The organism is Erysipelothrix inopinata (genome assembly GCF_014396165.1).
GTDB lineage: Bacteria > Bacillota_I > Bacilli_A > Erysipelotrichales > Erysipelotrichaceae > Erysipelothrix > Erysipelothrix inopinata.
In genome coordinates this window covers 2103223-2125712 of the sequence record NZ_CP060715.1, presented here as the reverse complement: position 1 = coordinate 2125712, position 22490 = coordinate 2103223, and the positions used below count along the sequence as shown (strand labels likewise).

At 36.0% G+C, this 22490-nt stretch carries 16 protein-coding genes and 1 other RNA gene; 13 read left to right on the top strand and 4 right to left on the bottom strand.

From position 1 onward, the window contains the following. Positions 1–3: 3 nt before the first annotated feature. From pgsA to H9L01_RS10135, 4 genes are all read left to right on the top strand, one after another. A complete protein-coding gene (gene pgsA / locus H9L01_RS10150; protein ID WP_187533833.1) occupies positions 4–597 on the top strand; it encodes a CDP-diacylglycerol--glycerol-3-phosphate 3-phosphatidyltransferase in 594 nt (197 codons plus the stop codon). A gap of 46 nt (positions 598–643) precedes the next feature. Continuing rightward, entirely contained in the window at positions 644–1675 is a 1032-nt protein-coding gene (gene recA / locus H9L01_RS10145) for a recombinase RecA (RefSeq protein ID WP_246449049.1), read from the top strand. Positions 1676–1821: 146 nt separating this feature from the next. After that, positions 1822–3381, top strand: coding sequence for a ribonuclease Y (gene rny, locus H9L01_RS10140; RefSeq protein WP_187533831.1), 1560 nt, complete (start codon positions 1822–1824; stop codon positions 3379–3381). Then, positions 3381–4148, top strand: coding sequence for a TIGR00282 family metallophosphoesterase (locus H9L01_RS10135; RefSeq protein ID WP_187533830.1), 768 nt, complete (start codon positions 3381–3383; stop codon positions 4146–4148). Before rny ends, H9L01_RS10135 begins: the two co-directional genes overlap by 1 nt. 40 nt (positions 4149–4188) lie before the next feature. On the opposite strand, the gene H9L01_RS10130 is transcribed toward H9L01_RS10135, so the two are convergent. Next, positions 4189–5351 (bottom strand): IS3 family transposase gene (locus H9L01_RS10130; RefSeq protein WP_187533829.1). Its coding sequence is split into 2 segments (ribosomal slippage): positions 4189–5054 and positions 5054–5351, totalling 1164 coding nucleotides; the frame shifts between segments, so codons are not numbered across the junction. Between the two features lie 287 nt (positions 5352–5638). Here H9L01_RS10130 and H9L01_RS10125 point away from each other — a divergent pair. The 6 genes from H9L01_RS10125 to H9L01_RS10100 all read left to right on the top strand — a co-directional run bounded on the left by H9L01_RS10125 (position 5639) and on the right by H9L01_RS10100 (position 16519). Further along, positions 5639–5779: a hypothetical protein gene (locus H9L01_RS10125; protein ID WP_187533828.1), complete on the top strand. Its 141-nt coding sequence runs from the start codon at positions 5639–5641 to the stop codon at positions 5777–5779. A 2-nt stretch (positions 5780–5781) separates the two neighbouring features. Continuing rightward, complete coding sequence (locus H9L01_RS10120; protein ID WP_187533827.1) at positions 5782–7413, top strand: RNA polymerase sigma factor; 1632 nt, start codon at positions 5782–5784, stop codon at positions 7411–7413. 16 nt (positions 7414–7429) lie between these two features. After that, complete coding sequence (locus H9L01_RS10115) at positions 7430–8470, top strand: hypothetical protein (RefSeq protein ID WP_187533826.1); 1041 nt, start codon at positions 7430–7432, stop codon at positions 8468–8470. A 14-nt stretch (positions 8471–8484) separates the two neighbouring features. Continuing rightward, positions 8485–12297, top strand: a complete 3813-nt coding sequence (locus tag H9L01_RS10110) for a Cna B-type domain-containing protein (protein WP_187533825.1) — start codon at positions 8485–8487, stop codon at positions 12295–12297. A gap of 250 nt (positions 12298–12547) precedes the next feature. Then, positions 12548–14206 carry a ribonuclease J gene (locus H9L01_RS10105; protein WP_187533824.1) on the top strand — a complete coding sequence of 553 codons (1659 nt, stop codon included), beginning with the start codon at positions 12548–12550 and terminating at the stop codon, positions 14204–14206. Between the two features lie 15 nt (positions 14207–14221). After that, entirely contained in the window at positions 14222–16519 is a 2298-nt protein-coding gene (locus H9L01_RS10100; protein ID WP_187533823.1) for an FtsK/SpoIIIE family DNA translocase, read from the top strand. 66 nt (positions 16520–16585) lie between these two features. Here H9L01_RS10100 and H9L01_RS10095 read toward each other — a convergent pair whose 3' ends face one another. Together H9L01_RS10095 and H9L01_RS10090 are read right to left on the bottom strand one after the other, a co-directional pair. Beyond that, positions 16586–17437 carry a DegV family protein gene (locus H9L01_RS10095; RefSeq protein ID WP_187533822.1) on the bottom strand — a complete coding sequence of 284 codons (852 nt, stop codon included), beginning with the start codon at positions 17435–17437 and terminating at the stop codon, positions 16586–16588. After that, complete coding sequence (locus tag H9L01_RS10090) at positions 17430–17960, bottom strand: DUF1836 domain-containing protein (protein WP_187533821.1); 531 nt, start codon at positions 17958–17960, stop codon at positions 17430–17432. Before H9L01_RS10090 ends, H9L01_RS10095 begins: the two co-directional genes overlap by 8 nt. 186 nt (positions 17961–18146) lie before the next feature. Between H9L01_RS10090 and H9L01_RS10085 the strand changes: the two genes are divergently transcribed. Then, the gene (locus H9L01_RS10085; protein WP_187533820.1) at positions 18147–20237 is read left to right on the top strand and encodes a 5'-nucleotidase C-terminal domain-containing protein; all 2091 of its coding nucleotides are present in this window, start codon (positions 18147–18149) and stop codon (positions 20235–20237) included. A gap of 31 nt (positions 20238–20268) precedes the next feature. Here the strand turns inward: H9L01_RS10085 and H9L01_RS10080 are convergent, their stop codons facing one another. Beyond that, positions 20269–21957 carry a proline--tRNA ligase gene (locus H9L01_RS10080; RefSeq protein ID WP_187533819.1) on the bottom strand — a complete coding sequence of 563 codons (1689 nt, stop codon included), beginning with the start codon at positions 21955–21957 and terminating at the stop codon, positions 20269–20271. Between the two features lie 63 nt (positions 21958–22020). Between H9L01_RS10080 and ssrS the strand changes: the two genes are divergently transcribed. After that, positions 22021–22186: non-coding RNA, 6S RNA (gene ssrS, locus H9L01_RS10075), on the top strand. Between the two features lie 74 nt (positions 22187–22260). Then, positions 22261–22485 carry a YneF family protein gene (locus H9L01_RS10070; RefSeq protein WP_187533818.1) on the top strand — a complete coding sequence of 75 codons (225 nt, stop codon included), beginning with the start codon at positions 22261–22263 and terminating at the stop codon, positions 22483–22485. Positions 22486–22490: the final 5 nt, after the last annotated feature.

The following is a 22490-nucleotide window of genomic DNA, read 5'->3' as shown; positions in this document are numbered from 1 at the left end:
GCAATGAATTTATCGAATAAACTAACAGTGTTTAGAATTATATTAATACCAATTATTGTGTTGGTGGAATTATTCCCCTATGCATATTTCAATATCTCTATACCTTATATCTCAATTGATTTTGTGACATTATCGTATAAAAATATTGCAGTGTTGGTGCTTTTTACAGTAGCATCTTTCACTGACTTCTTAGATGGTTACATAGCAAGAAGTCGTAATCAAATTACAGTATTTGGAAAATTCTTAGATCCAATTGCTGATAAACTATTAGTGAATACATTATTTATTATCTTTGCTGTACAAGGTGTTGTGCCTGTCGTGGCTGTACTAATTATGATATGGCGCGATACTGTGGTGGATGCTGTTCGAATGCTTCTATCACAAAAAGGTCTCGTAATGGCTGCTGGTTATTTAGGTAAGGTTAAAACAGCAGCACAAATGATTGCAATTATTTTAGTGTTACTTAATAACTTACCATTTGAATTGTATAATATCCCAGTTTCATCCATTGCAGTATGGTTTGCTACATTAATGTCACTTCTTAGTGGTGCATCTTATGTTATTCAAAGCCGTGCTTACATCAGTGAGACAATCTAGGGTTTATTCAAAACTTAACGTATACTAACGTTAGAAGGAGATGCTTATGGAACAAAATAAAAGAGACAAAGATTTAGATGATGCAATAAAACAAATTGAGAAACAATTTGGTAAAGGTTCCATTATGAAATTAGGAGAACGCTCCGCTGTTGATGTTGATGCAATCAGTTCAGGATCATTGAGCTTGGATGCAGCATTGGGTATAGGTGGCTATCCTAAGGGTCGTATTATAGAAATATATGGACCTGAATCAAGTGGGAAAACAACACTTGCATTACATGCTATTGCTGAAGTACAAAAAGCTGGCGGAAAAGCTGCATTTATTGATGCGGAAAACGCGATTGATCCCATTTATGCTCGCAACTTAGGCGTTAACATTGATGAATTAATCTTGAGTCAACCTGATAGTGGTGAACAAGGTCTTGAAATTGTGGATGTCTTGGTTCGAAGTGGTGCTGTTGATCTTATTGTTGTTGACTCGGTAGCTGCTCTTGTTCCGCAAGCTGAGCTTGATGGTGAGATGTCTGATGCTCAAGTAGGGCTTCAAGCACGTATGATGTCAAAAGCAATGCGTAAGTTATCTGGTGGGATGAACCGTGGTAATTGTACCGCAATCTTCATTAACCAATTACGTGAAAAAGTAGGGATTATGTTTGGTAACCCTGAAACAACACCAGGTGGTCGCGCGTTGAAATTCTATTCATCCGTTCGTCTTGATATTCGTCGTTCTGAACAAATTAAACAGGGTAGTGACATTGTTGGTAATAAAGCAAATATTAAAGTTGTTAAAAACAAGGTTGCTCCACCATTTAAAGCAGTCCAAGTTGAAATTATCTATGGTAAAGGAATTAGTTACTTAGGTGAAGTCATTGATATGGGTGTAGACTTTGATCTTATTAATAAGAGTGGATCATGGTATTCATACAAAGATGAAAAAATTGGTCAAGGACGCGAAGCAGTTCGTGTATTCTTAGAAAATAATCCTGAGATTACGGAAGAAATTGCATCACAAATTCGTGAGCGCATCATGCCAAAAAGAGATAGTGAAAATATTGAAGAAACAAAAGACAAAGCGTAATGCTTTGTTTTTCTTTGCCTTCTTGGTTGGAAGTGGTTTCATGAACCGAGTGGTCATGATTTAGTTCTTGTGAAAATGTGCTAAATACAGTATTATATATATGTTAGGAAACTAATATAATGATTTAAAGAAGGAAGAGGAATAAGATGAATACAACAATTCTACTATATTCCATCTCGACCGGTATTATAGTTTTAGTGGTAACGATTCTTGCGATGGTCGTTATCAACAAAAATGGCTTAAATCGTTCTAAAGAATTATCAAAAAACATCATTAAAGAAGCAGAAGAAAAAGCTGAAACTTCAATGCGTCAAGCACAACTAGAAGCTAAAACGCAAGCCTATGAAATTAAGCTAAATGCTGAAAAAGAACTTAAGAATCAACAACATGAAATGCAAGAATATGAAAGAAAATTAGATCGTCGTGAAGAAAACTTAAACAATCGTGATGCTAATCTTGTAATTCGTGATAAAGAAATGTTGCATAAAGAACGAGAACTGGATTCAAAGAGTCTCGAACTTACAAAGATGGAACAAGTTTTAAGTGAACGTACTGAAGTTCAGTTACAAGAGCTTGAAAGAATTGCTTCCATGCCAGCATCTGAAGCTAAAGAAGAACTTTTTGATATTGTTGAAAAACAAATGGAACAAGAAGTACTCGCATATATTCGTGATCGTGAAGAGATGGCTCATCAAAGAGCTGAAGACGTCGCAAGAAACATAATCTCTTTGGCTATTTCACGTTATGCACAAGAAGAAACTACGCAAAGAACATCTTCAGTGGTTACACTACCAAGTGAAGAAATGAAGGGACGTATTATTGGTCGTGAAGGTCGTAACATTCGTGCATTTGAAAATGCTACGGGTGTGGATCTCTTAATTGATGATACTCCAGAAATAATTACACTTTCATGTTTTGATCCAATTCGTCGTGAAATCGCACGAATGTCACTTGAAACACTCATGGTGGATGGTCGCATTCAACCAGGACGTATTGAGGAAGTTGTAGATAAATCGCGTAAAGAACTCTATCAAGTCATTCAAAAAACAGGTCAAGATACCTTATTTGATTTAGGTATCAGTAAGATGGATAAAGAAATTGTAACGGTATTAGGACGTTTGAAATATCGTTATAGCTATGGTCAAAATGCTTTGGCCCACAGTATTGAGGTTGCAAACCTTGCAGGAATGATGGCAGCTGAACTTGGCTTAAATCAAAAACTTGCAAAACGTGCAGGTCTCTTACATGATATTGGAAAAGGTTTAGATTTTGAAATGGAAGGATCTCACGTTGAATTGGGAGTGCGTCTTGCTAAGAAGCATAACGAACATCCGGTGGTTATCAACGCGATTGCATCTCACCATGGTGATACAGAAGCTACAAGTGCTATTGCTGTCTTAGTTGCTGCTGCAGATACATTAAGTGCTGCACGACCAGGAGCACGTTTCGAAAGCTTTGAAAACTACATTCAAAGACTCGAAGAACTTGAAGCTATCGCTACGACTCGAGAAGGCGTACAACGTGCATTCGCAATCCAAGCGGGTCGTGAACTCCGTGTTATGGTTATTCCCGATGCAGTAAGTGATCTCGAAACCGTTAAGTTAGCACGAGAAATTCGTGAAGAAATCGAAGAAAAACTAACTTATCCAGGTCAAATTAAAGTGAATGTTATCCGTGAACTTCGTGCTCAGGAGATTGCGAAGTAATGAAGATTTTGTTTATAGGTGATATCGTAGGAGCGAGTGGTCGACAAATTGTTGTCGACCACTTACCTATGATGAAGGAAAAATATGACATTGATTTTACCATAGCGAATGGTGAAAATGCTGCGCATGGGAAAGGGATTACTCGTAAGATATACAATCAACTCACTGAAGCTGGTGTTGAATGTATTACGATGGGAAATCATACCTTTGCTAAAAGAGAAATATTCGATGACTATGAGTATTGTCCGAATCTATTGGTTCCAGCAAATATTGAACCGGTTGAGTTTGGGAACTACTACAAGATTTTTGATGTTAAAGGAAAATCAGTCTGTGTAGCAAATATGTATGGTGAAGCATTTATGAATCGAGTTGGGGGAAGCCCTTATCCATTCATGGATGAACTTCTTGAAAATACAAACTGTGATTTCTATTTCGTTGACTTCCATGCTGAGTCCACCAGTGAAAAAATGCTGTTTGCTCATGTATACCAAAATGATATTGATGTTTGTGTCGGAACACATACTCATGTTCAAACTGCAGATGAGCGCTTGATTGGTCAAGTCGCTTATATTACAGATGTTGGTATGTGTGGTGCGAAAGATAGTATCATTGGACGCGATGTTGAAGAGATATACGAAAATGTAATTCTTCAAGAAAAAACATACTATACGGTTGCGAAGGGTGAATCCTTCATCAATGCAGTTGTCGTAACTGTGAATGATGAAACGATGAAATCCGAAAAAATTGAACGTATACAAATTGGTTAAACGGAAGTGACCTAGTTTTGTGAGACACTCATAAAAAAAATTAACCTAGGATTCTAGATTCTCGATACTTTACCGGGGATTTAAATTCCAGTTTTGCTTGTACTCGTGTGTTGTTATAATGTTTAATAAAGTTTATCACAGTTTGTGATATAATTTCATTGGAACTTTTCAGTTCTGGATATCGATAGAACGTTTCAGACTTTAAGGTGGAATGAAACGATTCGATTGGAGCGTTATCTGCAGGTGTGCCTTTTCGGGACATACTCATGGTAATGCTCTTTTTATATACTGTTTCCTGATAGATTTTTGATGTATACACGGTTCCTTGATCCGAGTGAAGTATACACCTATGCTTTATTTCAGGAAGTTGATTTAAGGTATCCAGCACAAAATTTGTATCCTGTGTATCGTCCAACGAAAAAGCAATAATTTCGCCATTATAAAGATCCATAATAGTAGATAAATATAATGTTTTTTCTCCCCATGGAAGATATGTAATATCCGTTGACAGTTTCTCTAATGGACGATTTGCGGTAAAGTCACGATCAATTATATTACTGGCAACAATCGATTCTTTTCCTTTAACGTGTTTAACTTTCTTAGGTTTAACCCTACATTGTAGATTGAATTTTTGCATAATTCTCTGAACAGTATTTTTATTTAAATGGTTTCCTTCGTCTTTAAGTATTCCTTTTATTGTACGATAACCATATTCATAATTCGTTTCTTTGCATTTTGATATTACTATTCTCTCATTATAAGAAATTTCATTTACTTCTATTTTGTTTTTCCATCTGTAGTATGTTGATCGAGGAATATCAAATAACTCTAGAATTAACTTAATTGGCATCAAATCCTTGAATTCATTTACAATCTCAATGATTATTTGTGGTACCACTTCCTTTCCTTCTCTTTGTACTTTTTTAATATCTTTATTTGATTCTCCAATATTTTGTTTTTAATTTCTAAACTTTCTTCTTTCGACCTGTCAGTTGGTCCATGACCATAACTATATTGTTGTCCAGGTGACTGTGACAATCTCTCAATTTCACCATCACGATACCAGTAGTACCAAGTGTATACTTGCGATTCACTTTTAATATCTAACATCACCTGAATTTCTTTTACGCTGTATCCCTCTTCTTTGAGCTTGATTGCTTCTAGTTTAACCTCTAGAGGGTAATAATTGTTTTTCTTAGCCATAATATAAAAGCACCTCCTATTGTACTTGTCATTGTCTAACAACGATTGTACGAATACAAGGTGCTTCTTTTTTTATTGTGTCCCACTAAACTAGGTCAGTGCCAACGGTACTTCGGTACCGTTTTTTTTATACAAGCAAAAAGCGTGTTTCCTTAGGTGAAATATGCTATTTTAATAACTATTAGGGTTAAATGTTATTATTTTGTAATTATTTTAAATATTTTGACTATTTTTAAAACTATTTGCAAACTCCAATCGTTATATTAGTGTATCGATAGGAGGCCATGATGAATGACGATGCAATTAAAGCATTATTGTTAGAGGATCTTGCTGAATTCCAAGTCAGTGATGATTATCGCCAACAAATGTGGATAGAAATATTAGCGGCCCTTGAAAGAATGTTAGAACCGGATAACGGTGGAAATTAGGAATGGGGATAAGAATGTCAGTTTCCAAGGATGCAAAGAGTATTAAATCTGATAGACCAAAAGACTTTGAAGAACTTTATAATGAAACACACAAAATGGTATTTTATATTATTTCGAGACTCGTACGTAATCACCATACTGTACAAGACCTTGTCCAAGATACTTATATCAGTGCGTTTGAAAATATTGATCAACTCGATGATCTCGATAATTTCCAAGCATGGGTGAATCGTATTGCTTCTAATAAAGCAAAGGATTTCTTAAAGAAGAAAAAACCGAACCTGTTTACAGATCTTGTTAAAGAATCCGATCAAGATTATACATATGAAGTTAAAGACACTCATACTTTTGATCGACCTGATATTTTTGCTGGAAACCAAGAAGTTACCAATGTAATTCAAGAAGTATTATTTCAAATTCCTGAAGACCAACGTTTATGTGTGATGATGTTCTATTTTGAGGATATGACGACACGTGAAATAGCTGAATCTTTAAATGTAAGTGAGAACTCAATTAAAAGCCGATTACGGTATGCTAAAGAAAAGATTAAGCACCTTTTAGAAGCAGCAGAAGGCGATGGCTTCCATCTCTATGGATTCAATCCACTTGTGTTCTTCATAGCAGGTATGAAGGCTTCTCCAAACATAATTCCCTTTGATTCAGGTATGGTCTTTCAAAACATAACTCAGAGTTTGAATGGCGCGATGTCTGGTGCGACTGATAATTTAATTCTTAAGCACAATTCAAATCAATTCAGTCAGACAGTTCAGACATTTGTTGTCACTGCTTGTTCCTTAACATTGTTTATGAATATGATAATGCCGCAAGATGATCCATTCTCATTGCCTTATATCGATACAAAAACGTCATACGAGAATACACTTTCAGATAACCAGGAAGTGTATGACGATCAATCGCTCCCCAGTACTACGAATAATTCAACGATAACTCATCATTCCCCCGATGAGCCGGTTACTTTAATGACACAATCAGAAGTTAACCTTATCGAATACCTAGACATTCGTATTACTGGAACGAGTGGTAATGCGGTATTGGCGCTTGCCCTTAAACCAACTCAAGATGTTGGTTTAAATCAATATTTACAATCAATTAAAATAAATTCAAATAAAAATACAAAACTAAAAAATAACGAAACGATTTCCTTTGAGGCTCAAGCTCCAGCACATGAAAATTATGTACTGAAGAAAAAAACATGGGATTATACTGTTTCAAATTTAAAAGAAAATAATCAAGTCACATCATCGAAGCCGAGTGGTGATATTTCATATGTTAAAGATGTTAAAAATTTTGTAGATGCTTACTTGTCCGACACAAGCATATTAGAGATGTATCTAAATCAAAATCAACGTGATGTTGAAGGGAATTTACTTACTTTTGATGCAGGAAGTACTTATCGAAAAATGACAACTCATATTGGTACAGATTCAAAATATCGATATGGTTATGTGGAATATCAAATTGACGCAAATACGATACCAGTTTACTTAGGGATACTTGTTAAGATTCCAATCGAATCAAGTGATAATCTCGATGTAACATCAGCAGTTTCTAAAGATGCATCCTTCAACCTTAAAAACTATTTGGGTAACGATGCAATACACTGGGATCAATGAGATGAAGGGGATGACTATGAAGCATTTTAAAAAGAGCAGAAGTTTGCTTATTTTCACGCTAATTGTGGCACTTTTCACAGCAAATATCAGTGTTTATGCAGATGAAAATAAAAATAGTACTCAAGACATTAATGACTTACAGCGTTCTTTATTTAAAGAGTATAAAATTGATGTGGTTGAAGATGACCATAAGGATGCACACTTAGAAATAGAACTTAAATGGAACTTAGATGACGATACTTCTAAAGCCATCGAATCCGATTCATACTATGAAGTCGCGTTACCTAAGTCATTAATTAACGTAAAACTTAAGGAATCGGATTCAGGTGTTCAGCTAGTTGAAAATAAGCTTAGTGTTTCTTTAAATTTAAAGGAAAAAATAACATCTGGAACAATATTACTGAGTGCACACCTCAGTGACGAGTTCTTAGATCAAGATAATTTAATTTTAGATTTGAGTTCAATCTCCAAAGAGTTTGAACCTTTTCGCATTTCACTTCCAACTCTTGATGATCAAGATGAAACACACTTAGACTTACCCGTGAAGATTTCGCGTTTTACTCTTAAACCTGAAGCTTCTAAAGATACTTATTATTCTGGGGAAGAAATTCTTATGTATGTGGGCATGTCTTTGGGACGCGATAGTGGAACCATGAATCATGCAACACTTGAGATAAAAATTCCAAAAACTTATTTAGATGTGGAATCTCTTGTTATTTCAGATATGAACAGTGAGCATGAAAAAAAGGTACGTATTGAAGAAGAATTTGTAATAATACGATATTGGAACTTTCCAGTAGCGTCCGGTGTTTCTATGGACTTACCGTTCAAATTTAAAATGTTAAATGGAAAAACTCCTGACAAGCATTCGTTAAACATTGAAGCTACCCTTAAAAATGATGCAGATCAAAGCATCTTAGCTGAAACAACAGAAACAATTACACTACAAACTCAATCACTCAACCTTACAAGTCGAATCAATAATAATCTTAATGGTCGGGATAGTGTCGGGGGATTGAAAGTAAATCTAACCCAGGTTACCTTAGTCTTGATTTAAATGAGCTTAGTTTTGTGAAGTTTGCCTACCAACTTTCACCCAATGTATCAAATACTTGGGGAAATCGGGAGTTTGAAAAAATTGTGATTGAATATCAATTACCTGATGGAGCATTCTTTAGCCAAGAAGCTAATAAAAATTGGAGCTATGATGAAAAGAAACGAACTGTTACCTATGTTGATGAACCTCAATCTCCGATTGTTATGGGTTCTAAGTCAAAATCGAGTACAGAACCTCTAAATCTTAAGTTTCCCAACGGAAAAATTGATTCAACGATAGAAGGAAGTTTGAAAATTACAGCTTACCAAAAAGACAGAGGTATGAATGAGGCGCCACTTGTTTGGGAAACACCGTCAACCTTTCGATTAAAGGCGGATATTCCAGCAGTACAAGATCCGATTAGTTTTTATAAGTATGGAGCAGGCACATACTTTGATGCTACGCAGTCAAAGGAAAAAGTAGGGCAATGGCGTATCCGACTGAATAACAGTGCCCAGCCTACCCCAAACAACCGTTTACGCGATGTCATTATTCGTGATTACAATCTCGATAGTCATTTAAAATATACGGGTCTTCAGTTTGATAGTAATTCATTGAATGGATTTATTGGTAGTTTTAATATTGATGTCATCTCTAAAGACCAAAGAAAAACTCGTGTGAAGTCTAATTGGTATCCGACAGGAAAAGAAACTGTATCATTTCAGAATGATGATATTGATTCGATAGAAATTAGTTTTACAGAAGGCAGTTTTCTTGAAGGTGGTAAAAATATAGAATTTTATGTTCTCACTGACTTCAGAGATACGGCATCAAACATTTTATCCCAACATGAGTCACGTCGTTCACTTCATAACTATGCTGCTGTTACTGGAAGACTCCAAAATGGACAAATGGTATCCAAAAGTAGTAGCGATACCTTAACGATTATGAAGGTTGATCCATCAGTTGGAATTCAAAAAGAAATTGATATGCCACAAATTAGTTATTTTCTGAATGATACTGTATCCTATAAGTTGAAAATTCGAGGAACCATGTTAGACAATAAGCAGACTCTCGATAATTTAACTGTCGTGGATTTTATTCCACAAGGTATGAGCTATGTAGAAGGCTCAGGAAGTGTGAAATTCTTTAATATAGTAAAAAGTAACGGTAAGGTTAAATCAGAACCCACAGTTATTCCTAACTATAAAAACAGTGGTAAAACCGCATTAGTTTGGAACTTGGAAACTGTTGAACATACGGGACTCTTGTCAACATCTCTTTCTACATTTTCTGAAGTTACGTATCAACTTCAAATTGGAAAAATGACGGCTATGGGTGATAATGAAAACGAATCGTATCTGACCTGGACGAATAGTGATGTCATTAAACCCTATCAGTCAAACAGCAATAATATGAATGTAACTGACGATATCTACAAACTCAACTTAAATCAAGAAGCACAAATTTCAAGCAGTCGCCGAACGATTCGTTATATAGCGACGCGAGAAGTCATTCTTACGCAAAGAGTTCGTGGGAATCTTGACCAACATCATCTGCTTCCGCCAGGAGAAGCACGAACCGAGCAAGACCAAGACATTTCATATCTTCTTTCAGTATTTAATAATTCAGAAGACCCGATTGATACATTTACTCTTCTAAAAGTATTTCCAACCGAAGGTCAATTGAGTGTGAACGAAGCCATGATTGATCGTAATTTAGATCCAAATACCTTTTACTCAGAAATGACACTTCGGCTCGCAGAACCCGTAAGTGTTCCTGACGGATTTACTGTATCGTATACCCAAGATGCTTACACCCAAGATGAAAGTGATTTTGTTAGAGAGGCTCACTGGCAACAAAGTCTTGATGATTACACACAGGCAACGGCAATCAAAATTGAATTAAAAGATTCGGCGTCACTTGGAAAAGTCACGAATATCGATTTTGAAATCAAACTACGTACCATTGGTGATTATGATGAAGGCTCACGGGCATTAAGCTCTTATGCGATTGCGACAACCCCTACTTTAGATTTCTTTGAATCAAACATATCTGAAGTTCGTTACGTAAAATACAGTGTCAATGGGTTGGCTTTCGAGGATACGAATCGTAATGGTGTTTTTGATACCAATGATGTTCCTTTATCTAATCTCAATGTAAAGTTAGTTGATGAAGAACTTAACCCGACCTTGGATCCATGGGGCAACGTGTATGAAACTCAAACGGATTCTCTAGGGAAGTATACACTTCCAGTGTACACAAAGGGAGCTTACAGGGTTGTTTTTGAAGTTCCTGACGGATATCATGTTACGGATAAAAACATTGATGTGAATGGATCAACTATCGATCATGCGGGAATCTCAGAACGCATTAATCTTGATGAAGAAACGATGACAGACACAATTAATGGTGGTTTTTATGTTGAATCATCACGTTTAACCATTCATAACAAGCTTCGTGATACTGATCAAAAGTTTTACTTTAACAATGATAACTTCGTATATCGAATTTTAATTAACGGTAAGCCTTACAGAGGATCTTATGTTAAGAAAGATATTCGTAATCCACATTTTAACCAAGAAATGGATACTGATTCAGGATTGGTATTCTTTAATAGCTATGAATCTATTGAGATTTTGGGATTGACTCAAGGAATGAACTATCAAGTTGAAGTTTTAGCAAATGATACATATAGTCCAATACCGCACAGTCGCGTAATAAAGGGAGTCATCACTCGCGGTAATCATGATGTAACCTTTGTACACTCACTTCGAAACTTAAAAACAAACTACACAGTCATTAAAAAATGGCAGGGCGGACCCACACTTAAACCGGATATTCAAGTTCAACTTTATCGTGATGATGTTGCTTACGGAAAACCTATAACATTAAAATCTGGTATATTAGAGTACCAATGGCAAGATTTACCTTTACAAGATGAACAAGGTAAGAAGTACCGCTATCATGTTGATGAAGTGAATGTACCTCATGGATATCAAAAATCAGTTCATGAAAATATCATTACTAATACCTATCGAAAAGAAGTAACAAGTTATGAGGCTAAGTTGATTTGGGTTAACAGTCCTAAAACAAAACCAGTGATCAAGCTTCAATTAATGCGTAATAATAATCCTTACGGTGATGTTGTGGAGATTTCGAATGAGATGAGTCAATATCAATGGCATAACATTCCTAAAGAAGATTATGAAGGAAATCGCTATGAGTATCATGTTATCCAAGTAAATGAACATCCTGACTTTAAAACAAGTATCTACAACAATCTGGTAATCAATACATACATTCCTAAGTTGAAAGATTACACAGTTTTCAGTCAATGGTTGGGTGATTTTAAACAGAAACCCGATATTGAAATTCAACTACTCCAAAATGAAGAACCCTTTGGCAATCCGATTTGGTTGAAAGAGGGGCTCTCCCATTACACATGGTCTTATTTGCCAACTAATGATAAGAGTGGCAATCCTTTTGAATATCGAATCGAAGTTCTCACATACTTGCCAGGTTATCAAAGAAACATCCAAGGAAATCAAGTAACTCACAAATTCACACGCTCTGATATTGATGTCAGTGAAATGACGCCCGAGGAATACCAAGAATGGCTCAATGGAAAAGAGGGTTCTAACACGAATCATTCGAATACACCATTTGATCCAAGAAATCCCAATAACCCCTATGTACTGGGTGCAAATAAGAGTCCGCACTCAAATACAAAGGATATCCTTCCTAATACAGGAATTGCAGGAAGGATTCAATCCCTAGGATTTGAATTGTCACTGATGGGAATTGTTTTGTACTTCCTCTCAAAATGGACAAGAAAACGAGATTAAAGAACACTCTTCATCAGTGATGGAGAGTGTTTCATTTAATATAAAACTTTCCTAAATGACGGTTAATTAATTATGTGTGAGCTTATTATTGTGATACAATGTATTACAGAGTGTTTCTCTATTATATTGAGTACAAAACTCAATGATCATGCTTAGGTGTTCGTATTATTAACTTTATTCGTTCTAGTGTATAATATAAATAAGAATAAAGCATAAATCATAAATTTAAAACAAAAAGGAGATTTTTATTATGGATAAAATTCGTTTTCTCGCATTAGGAGGACTCGATGAAGACGGCAAAAATATGTCGTTAGTTGAAATCAATGACGAAATTTACGTTATTGATGCAGGGTTAAAATACCCTCAAACAGATCAATTAGGAGTAGAAACAGTTATTCCTGATATGAGTTACTTAAAACAACGTGCTGATCGTGTTAAAGGGATCTTTATTACACATGGTCATGATGATGTCATGGGAGCTCTTCCTTACCTAATCAAGGAAGTTAATGCACCCATCTACACAACACCACTTATCGCTTTAATGATTGAAGATATCTTCAAAGAAAATAAAATTCGCAATACCAGTATTTTTAGAATTAAACGTAATGGACGTTTTAGAATTAATAGCCGAGAATGTGTTGCGTTTGGTGTTACACATTCCATTCCTGATTCATTTGGGATAGCAATCAGTTCTGATCAAGGATATATTGTTCACGGTTCGGAATACATCATTGATTTCAATGTGAAAAATGCATCGTTTGAAAGTGATATTGCAAGCATTTCAGAGATTGGAAAACGTGGTGTTTTCTTACTCACTGCAGAATCAGTCGGTGCGAAACGTACAGGATTTACATCCCCAAACCATCGTATTGATAAACGCCTTGAACGTGTGCTTGAAGATACAGAAGAACGCGTATTTGTTACTTTGTATGAACAAAATATTTATCGTTTAATGGAAGTAATCGAAACAGCTCAAAAATTCAAACGTCGCATTTTCTTCTATGGAGAAAAACAACGTCGTTTAGTGCGTCACTTAGAAAAATTAAACTACATTAAATTACCTAAGAACTTGGAAATAGCACCTGAAGAATTTAACAATGATATTAAAAACGTTATTATTATCGTTTCTGACGTCGGACCAACTGTCTTCAGAAAAATGACCCGTATTGCTATGGGCGAAGATCAAGTCGTTGATATTAAAGAAACCGATCATGTAATCGTTGCATCCCCTGAAGTACCTGGTACGGAAGCGGAAGCAGGGCTTATGGTCAATGAACTCTTTAAAGATGGCGTGGGTGTCACAACCATGAACTATAAAGAAGTATTATCGATGCATGCTTCAATTGAAGATTTGAAAATGATGATATCAATTTTCAAACCTCGTTACTATGTTCCCGTGAAAGGTGAGTACCAGAACCTTGTTGCGAATGCAAATATCGCAACTGATATGGGAATCTCGGCCGCTAATATCGTAATTTTAGATAATGGTCAAGTTGCAGAGTTTGTGGATGGACGCTTGAAGTCTACATCAGAAATCGTGAAACTCGAAGATTTACTGATTGATGGTAAAGATCATTTAGATACATCAGGACTTGTTTTACGTGATCGTCAAACATTAGCTACTGATGGTGCAATTATTGTGGGTATCGTCTTAAATAATAAAACTAAAGAAGTTATTGGTGGTCCTGATATTCAATCACGTGGCGTTATTTATCTTAAAGACGCAGATAACGTGATGAAAGAAGTTGGCAATATTTTAGAAAATAAAATTGCGGAAATGGTTAAAGAAAAGAAATATGACAACATCACAGCTCGTAATGAAGCACGTGACTTAATGTCAAAATTTGTATATAAACAAACAGGAAAACGTCCAATGATTTTACCTGTAATTATTGAAATTAGAGTTTGATTGGAGTGATAGGGATTGGCAAAAAAGGGGAATACTAAAAAAGAACAAGCAAAACAAAAAGAGCTCATTCGCTTTATATCAGCGATAGCAATTATTGGTTTTTCACTTGTTGGATGGTTTAAATTTGGAATCATAGGGGTCTTCATCAATAGCCTTTTACGTGTTCTTGTGGGGCAATATGTCATCCCTTATTATGTATTAATTATTGTCGTTTGTGGCTTACTGATCTTTAAACCTCAGGTATTTAAGCAAACGGTTAGAGTATGGTTTGGAGTAGGACTTCTCTTTATTGCGATGGTACTTATCCTAAGCCTAACGTTCAAAACGGACGTCATTGGTTTTAATGTCTTTACAGCATATCTTAAAGATATTCCGAAGATATTTAGTGATGATACAGTTCCTGCTTATGGCGGTATTATTGGATCTTTAATTTACGGACTGTTATCGTATCTACTGGATCGTGAAGGCGTCATTGTCTTTACAGTTGTCTTTGGATTGATTGGATTAGCATTGATTGTGACACCACAAAGAATGTTATCCACCGCATCGACTCAAACTGAGAAAACAAAATCTTTATTTGAGAAGATGAAAGAAAATAAACAAGAAAAACAAAAACAGAAGGCAGAGAAAAAAGAAGAAAATCTTAATTCTGTTGATGAGATGATTGAACAGAATTACCAACCACAAAAAACAAAAGCACAATTCTTAAATCTAGATGATCAACATGTCAATCATGATTTACCTGAGAACACTATTACTAAGGATAATGGTCAGATTGCATTTCTAGAACCGGATGAGATTGGTGAAGAAGAAACCATTGTTTCAGAAACATCAGCTCCAGCTCCTGAAAAGCCAAAGGATGATAAACGTCCTACGACTTACGAGAAGTACAAGGTGCCATCACTTTCTTTATTAGAAGGAACAAAAGGTTCATCACGATCGGCTCAAAATGATTCTTCAGCAAAAGAAAAAGGCCAACGCCTTATTGAAGTGCTAAAACAGTTTGGTATTGATGCGACACTCGTTAACATCCATATTGGACCAGCCGTCACTAAGTTTGAATTGAAACCGGATAGTAATGTGAAAATTAGTAAAATTGTTTCGATTCAAGATAACTTGATGATGGAACTTGCAGTTAAAACATTAAGAATTGAAGCACCAATTCCTGGGAAATCTGCAGTTGGAATTGAAATTCCAAACGTAGAAATGATGCCAGTAAGAATGCGTGATGTTATTGCTCAAGCCCGTACGAAGTTTGAAGATAAAGATAACGTTCAAGTTGCATTGGGAAAAGATTTGATGGGGAATCCAATTATCGTTTCCTTGAATAAAATGCCTCACTTACTTGTGGCAGGGGCAACCGGTAGTGGTAAATCAGTATGTATGAATGCAATTATCACATCCATTCTTCTTACTAAAACACCGGATGAATTAAAGTTATTGTTGATTGATCCTAAAAAGGTTGAATTTACACCTTATACTGATATCCCTCATCTAATGGGACCTGTTATTTCAGATCCTGTACAAGCTTCGGGGGCATTAAAAGTAGTTGTTGAACAAATGGAATCGCGCTATGATGCATTCTCAAAAGCAGGCGTTAGAAATATCGCAAGTTTCAATGAGAAGGTCAAAGCTTTCCCAGAAGAGGGACTTTCACCGATGCCTTGGATTGTAGTCATTATCGATGAGCTTGCAGACCTCATGGCTGTTGCTGGTAAAGAAGTTGAAACTAGTATTCAACGAATTACGCAACTTGCTCGTGCTGCTGGTATTCACTTAATCGTTGCGACACAACGTCCTTCTGTGGATGTTGTGACAGGAATTATTAAGGCTAATATTCCGTCAAGAATTGCATTTGCAGTTTCATCAGCCATTGATTCAAGAACAATACTTGATACTCAAGGTGCTGAGAAGTTATTAGGTTATGGAGACATGCTCTATATCCCAATGGGAGAACCCAACGCAACTCGTGTTCAAGGTGTTTATGTTAGTGATGAAGAAGTTAAGAAAATTACAGAACGATCCAGCTCACAAGCTAAACCAATCTTCGATGATGCTTTCATTCAATTGAATGGTGTCGAAGGAAATCATGGTTTTGTGAGTAAAAATGATGATCCACTTTATGAGGAAGCGTTTGATTTTGTAATTCTTGAACAAAAAGCGTCGACATCTTTATTACAACGTCGCTTTAAAATTGGTTACAACCGAGCTGCAAACCTCATTGATGCACTCGAAACAAACATGGTTATTGGACCTGCGAATGGTAGCAAACCCCGTGATGTTTATGTTAAACCAGATGAAGAAGAAATTTAGATAAAAGAAAAACTGTAACGATAAGGACTCTTGAGATGTCTCTATGGTTACAGTTTTATTTTTTAATTAGTCGATTATAATTGAAATACCAAGTACTTCAGGTCCTGTATGGATTGCAAGTGCGGGTGAGATAACGGTGATACCAATCTCTGTGAGTGATGGAATTGCTTCCTTTAATGAAATTTTCAATTCATCATAGTTTGTTTCTGGATTAGCCGTAAGTAATTCAATTTTACTTGTACTTGCATTCTCTGCAAAGCTAACACATGCTTCGATCATTTTCTTAATAACACGTCGTTCACCACGTACTTTATCTACAGTATGATAAATTCCTTCTTCGTTACATGAGATGATTGGTTTAATATTTAAGATGTTCGCAACTGTTCCTGCTACATGACCAATACGTCCACCACGAATGAGGTAATCAAGAGATCCGACAGTGAAGAATACTTTTGATTGATTGATTGACGCATGCAAGTCGTTAACAACGTCATCAAATGACATGCCTTTTTCAACGTTTTGTGCAGCGCGAATTGCGAGATGACCACTACCCAAGCTGATGTTTTTAGTATCAAATACGGATACTGTAAGTCCGTCAATATCATTACTTATATTACGGATTGCATTGTAAGTTCCGCTTAAACCCGAAGAAATCGTAACGACAATCACATGAGTGTATCCCTCGTTTTTGAGTGCTTCTAAAGCATCCACAATGTCTTGACCGGAAGGAAGGGAAGTAGTTACTTTTGTTTCTTCAAGTCTTCTTAAAACTTCTGCCATTTCAATATCAACACCATCAATATATTCTTTTCCCTCAATATTGATTCGTAGGGGCAAGCTTTTGATATTATATTGATCTTTAAATTTCTTGTTTACATCGGATCCTGAATCAACGACGATAGCTATTTTTTCACTCATGAGTGTTCTCCTTTTGCACATAGGCATTAAATGTATAATTGGCAAGAATTTTCGCAGCAAATGCAAGAGTTGCTGCCTTTAGTGGGGTTCGAATGCGCTCAGTTGTTTCAAGCTTTAAGTCATATTGATACAATTCATTGACCAACATTTTTAAACTCTCTTCAATGGATTCCACAAACATATCGTAGGCAACATCAATATCGTACTGATTTAATGCTCCCTCAATCCCACTCGATATGTTTCCGATACTAAATATCGATTTTAGAATCGAAATGGTAATAATATAGACGAGATGTTCTTGCTGATATCGCTTCTTTTGCGGAGCAGGCATCATCTTGTGTTTAACATAATTATTAACCATTGACCGTGTTAAAATTGATTCCTCAAACTGAAATAAAACATTCAATTGAGTGTTAGTATATTCGATAACTTGATCTAAATATAAAGGTATTTGCGGTAGTTCGTTAAAACGAGGCAAATGCAAATTTTCGAGATCTTTTATCCAGATTTCTTGTTCTTTCATGTGTCACCTAGTTTCTAAAACTAGATTAACATATTATAGTGACTATATCAACGAGTTAGGCGTGTTATTTTTCACATTTTCCATCTTCATTTATCTTTTTTTTTAATAGACAGATTATGAAACATTTAAAGAAGGACTTGATTTGAAAGCGTTTACAGTGTATCTTGAGAATAGGAGGAAATACAAATGAAGAAAAGCTTTAAGAGTTTAGTACTTATTTTAGTATTGTTTCTGTTTGGTACATCGGCAGTCCCAATGGCTGTGGGTGCATCAGAGGATGATATTGTAACGATCATGCATACGAATGATATGCATGGACGTATTGAGCCAAGTGATGGCTTGTATGCCCTGGCGAGAGTTAAGGGATATAAAGACAATATTAAACCTCTGCTAATGTTTGATGGTGGGGATGCCTTCCAAGGGTTACCAATTTCTAATGCAAGTAAGGGAGCTGATATGGCTCGAATTATGAATGAAGTTGGGTATGATGCTATGGTCGTAGGAAATCATGAATTTGATTTCGGTTCGGCAGTCGCTCTTGGTAAAGAAGATGGATTTGGAAAAGTACTCGACTTCCCATTACTTTCATCGAATACTGTGTATAATGATAATTCACTTTTGTTTAAACCAACGGTTACTTTAGATATTCAAAACGGTCAATCACAAACTTTAATGAAGGATAATTATAAAATTGTGGTAACAGGTGCAACAACACCTGAAACACACACTAAAACACACCCTAAGAATATTGAAGGAATTAAATGGAAAGAGCCGATTCCGGCTGTAACAGAAGAGCTTGAAAAAGCGGAACATCAAGATGCTGACTTCTTTGTTGTTTTAACGCATCTTGGAATCGATAAAGAAACCAAAACAGAATGGCGTTCAGACACACTTGCAGAAAGTCTTGCAGCAAATCCTAAGTTGAAAGATAAACCAATTATTATTGTAGACGGTCACTCACATACTCCAATTGAAAAAGGAATCTTCAAAGGTGATAATGTAATTCTTGTTCAAACAGGAGAACATCTCAACAATTTAGGTGTTGTGAATTTAAACCTTACAAACTTTAAAAACTCTACCGCAAAACTCATACCAATCACGAAAGATCTTGCAGAACCGGATCCTGTCGTGAAAGGATTAATTGATGATGCTTACGAAGGATTTAAGGAATCCGTATCAGGGGTTGTCCTTAATGACAATAAGATTCATTTTAACGGACAGCGTGAATTCGTAAGAACTCGTGAAACAAACCTTGGAAATGTTATTACAGATGCAATGGTAGCGTATGGTAAAGAAGGATTTAGAAATCCTACTGATTTCGCAATGATTAATGGTGGGGGAATTCGTAAAGATATTAAACCAGGTGTTGTGACTGAAGGAGATATCATTGGTGTCCTACCGTTTGGAAATATCACCAGTCAGATTCAAGTTACGGGTACCCAAATCTTACAAATGTTTGAACATTCTGTTCGAACGACAACAACCGAAGAACTTGACGCACATGGCATGCCATTAATTTCACCTAATGGTGGATACTTGCATGTATCAAATACGATTCGTGTTATTTATGATACAACGAAAGAACCAGGAAGTCGTGTACTGGGTGTATATATCTATGATGGTAAAGCCGACGAGTTCTTACCTCTTGATTTAAACAAAACTTATTATATGGCAACCAATGATTTCTTAGCAGCAGGTGGAGATGGATATAGCATGCTGGGTGGAGCACGTGAAGAAGGTCCTTCACTCGATCGAGTTTTTGTAGACTATCTCAAGAACAATAACGCTGTTGATTGGGAATTGTATGATGCTGAGTTAAAACCTTATCGTTTACTGACGATGTTAGAAAGAGACTACAACCATGCACTCTTAGATTATGATGTTCTTGATCAGTTGATTAAAGAAGCAGAGGCACTTGATGCAACATTGTATACGAAAGAAAGTTATGATGCAGTCATTAAAAACCTTGAGCATGCGAAGACACTCTTACTCGACAATATTGATGAAGATGAAATTATTACTCAAGAAATGATCGATGATGCAGCAACTCAATTAAAACAAAGCATTGTTGATCTCAAGAAAATAGAAGAACCTAAGGATCCAGAAACAGAAAAACCAGAAGATCCAACACCAGAAGTAGAAAAAGATAAAGAGAAGGATAAAGGAAAACTTCCTGGAACAGGTGTTGATCCGATTAATGCTTCCTTGATTGTAGGTGCCGCAACACTATCATTAGGTAGTGCAGCAATCTATTTAGAAAGAAAACGTAAACAATAAAAAAAACTCCCGTAAGGGAGTTTTCTTAATATTAATAGAATGATTTAACTTTAGCGAGAACATCTTTACGATCAAGCTTGATTGCTTCATCTTTATTTCGTTCTTTGAATTCAACTTGATCTGATTCAACATCGCGTCCAACTGTAATTCTTAAAGGAACACCAATGAGGTCCATATCATTGAATTTAACACCAGGTCTTTGTTGACGATCATCCAAGATGACTTCAACACCAGCTGCAGTAAGTTCATCATAAAGTGCATTTGCATAAGCAACATGCTCTTCATTTTTGTAGTTAATTAGGACAATAGCAACTTGGTATGGAGCAAGATTGAATGGCCATACAATACCATTTTCATCATTGTTTTGTTCAACGATAGCAGCAATTGTACGTCCCAGTCCGATTCCATATGAACCCATATGTACGTCTTGTAATTTGTTGTTTTGATCAAGATACTCAAGGCCCATTGCTTGTGAATATTTAACACCTAGGTTAAATGTATTCCCTACTTCAATACCACGTGAGAATGTAAGAACACCTTTACCATCTGGGTTAGGATCGCCTTCTTTAACATTCGTGATATCTGCAAAGTGAGTTGCTTCAAAATCAGAGTGATTAACATTGATATAGTGATGGTCATCTTCGTTAGCACCAACAATAAAGTTCTTAAGTCCTTCAATTTCGTGATCAACAACGATATCAATATCTTTAAGACCTACTGGACCAGCAAATCCAACATCAGCACCGGTAATTGATTGAACATGTTCGAAGTCTGCAAGTTCAACTTCAAGTGCTCCGTATAATTTAGAAAGTTTTGTTTCGTTGACATCACGGTCTCCGGAAACACAAACTGCTACATATTTATCGTCAAGACGGTAGATAAGTGTTTTAACGAATTTTTGTTTGGGTTGTTTTAGGAATTCCGCAACTTCTTCGATGGTTCGTACATTTGGAGTGTAGATTTTTTCGCTGGATAGTGCATCTTCTTCAGAAATGATGCGGTGTACATTCGCAGCGATTTCCATGTTCGATGCATAGCCTGTTTCTTCCCCAAGAACTAAGATATCTTCTCCAATATCTGTTACTGCTTGGAATTCTTCGGATAGCAATCCGCCCATGATTCCAGTATCAGCTTTCACAATTCGATAATCTAAATGTGTACGATCAAAAATACGTTTGTAAGCTTCAAACATTCCGTTGTAAGAAACTTCAGCACCTTCAGCCGTAGAATCAAATGTGTAAGAGTCCTTCATAACAAATTCACGGACACGAATCAGTCCATAACGTGGACGCGTTTCATCACGGAACTTAGTTTGGAATTGATAGAGGCTAAACGGCATGTCTTTGTAAGAGCGAATTTTCATTTGTGCTGCTTGCGCAAACAATTCTTCGTGGGTAGGTCCAAGCACGTAAGGTTTTTGATATCTATCCTTAAGTGTAAACATATTTGAACCAATAATGTCACGACGGCCTGATGCAATATATACTTCTTCAGGGATTAATGTCGGCATGGTCATTTCTTGTGAACCAACACCATTCATTTCTTCACGGATAATATTTTCAACTTTATCCTTAACTTTTAGACCTAAAGGCATGAACATATAGACACCAGCAGATGTCTTGCGGATATACCCAGCTCTAACTAATAAATTGCCACTCGTTGAATCTTCGTCTTTTACATCTTCACGAATGGTATAGAAAAAACTATTACTTAACTTCATACGTCACCTCGTTATTTTTCTTATATAGTATATCACGAAAGACAAAAAAGTGTGATATAATAGTAGTACCTAGAAGGTCTAAATATTTTTCCGACACTTTGATATAAGGGAATCCGGACGTACCACTAACAGTGTGAATACTGGTATTTATATCAGAATCCCAGAAATTAGTGAACAGGATACCCACCTGTAAGAAACAGGGACAATATATCACCCTTCTGGGTCTTTTAAAAGTTACAATCTTTAGGTTGTGTTTAGGGCCTAAACAGTATAAAATAAGAATGAATTAAGGATGGTGAAGTCATGTTCGTATTATTAAACGCATTTTGGTCAAGCCTTTGGAGTTTCCTAGGGGGCGCATTAGTTGGTGGTATCGCAGCATTTTTTATTTCTAAACGTATGTTTGAAAAACAATTGAAAGAAAATCCACCCGTAAACGAAAAGATGATTCGTGCTATGTATATGCAAATGGGTAGAAAACCTTCAGAAGCACAAATTCGTCAAATCATGAAGTCGATGGGACAATAAAAACA